The sequence below is a fragment of the Neisseria sp. P0021.S006 genome, assembly GCF_051956895.1.
Genome location: NZ_JBQCWZ010000426.1, coordinates 1 through 1,206 on the forward strand (window position 1 = coordinate 1; position 1,206 = coordinate 1,206).

The window sequence follows — 1,206 nt, forward strand, 5'->3', positions numbered from 1 at the left end:
CACTTGCTATCTCTCCTCCTGATTGCATCATTCAAAGCTGGCTCAATGTTTTGTCGGAATTGATTTATTCTATTTAATAACGCTTGCTTATCGTTATCGCTTAATGTTGAGTTTTTAATTTTCCTTTCTAATTTTTTTGCTTTTTTTAAAAGATTTTCTGTCTTTTGGATATGGTTTGACGGATGTTTAACACCCACTTCCTTACCAGTTCTTGCATATTCCTCAAGTGCACCTTTTAAGCCTCCTCGACTTTCAGCCTCTCTGCCTGTGTAATTTGCAATTCCTTCAATATCAGAAATTTCATTTTCGTACTGCTTTTTGATTTCATTAAGATCGCGTTTAGGTTTTTCAGGTTTATCCGCGTTATTAGATACTTTATCTGTATCATCAGGCGTTTTATTAAAATTAGATTTCCTACCATTATCAACTACTTTATTATTATCAGTATTTTTGCTTACATCAGACTTACGAGGTGCAGGCAACGCCCTTTGTTCAGTCACCCCTGCATAACTAACATTTTTACCATTGGGCAAAGTTGCCTCCACTCCCTTGCCTGTTAGTCGTGCAATTGTCCCTGCCGGCAGGGTTGTTCCATTGGACAGATTCTGTGCCTGTGTGAGCTTAACGGTTTGATTAGGTATCAATGTTCCACTGGTAAAATCAAATGCTTTTCCATTTGGAACAATTGGTGCTTGTTTTTTTATTTCTGCTGCCAGTTGTGTAGCAGATAACTTACCTGCGCGGTACAGTTTATATTTGTTAGCCAATTTACTAGGGATACGTCCTGCTAGCTCCATTACTGGCAATTGATACCACATTAACCGTTGTTGGGTTGCATGGTTGTATTCATATATTCTACCTGCTTCAAAATCTCTCCCTTGTAAACGTAGCAGGGCTATACGGTTAGTCTCCATTTGTTGATCGTCTAGTGGGCCCACTTCATCACTGGCAGACGAATCATAGACGTATCTCGGCAAGGAAATTATGCCTTTCCCAATTATCTTTGGATCATTATGTGCATCGTTACTGCTATCTTTATAGCCTTGTTCCATTCCTCTTTTAAAATCCATTGAGGCATTACGGTTTTCAATCTGAATACTATGCAAGAATTTATTTATTTCGTTTTTGTTTTTATCGGTATAGGTACTAAATAATGTTTTTAAATTTCGGTCTTGATCTAAATATTCACGATTAGTAGCTGTAAAG

The 1,206-nt window shown here is 37.5% G+C and carries 1 protein-coding gene; it reads right to left on the reverse strand.

Annotation, left to right across the window (positions count from 1 at the left end; translation table 11 throughout):
• Window positions 1-1,206 (reverse strand): hypothetical protein (locus tag ACTHUM_RS14720; RefSeq protein ID WP_440403251.1); only part of this gene is annotated, 1,206 nt, incomplete at both ends.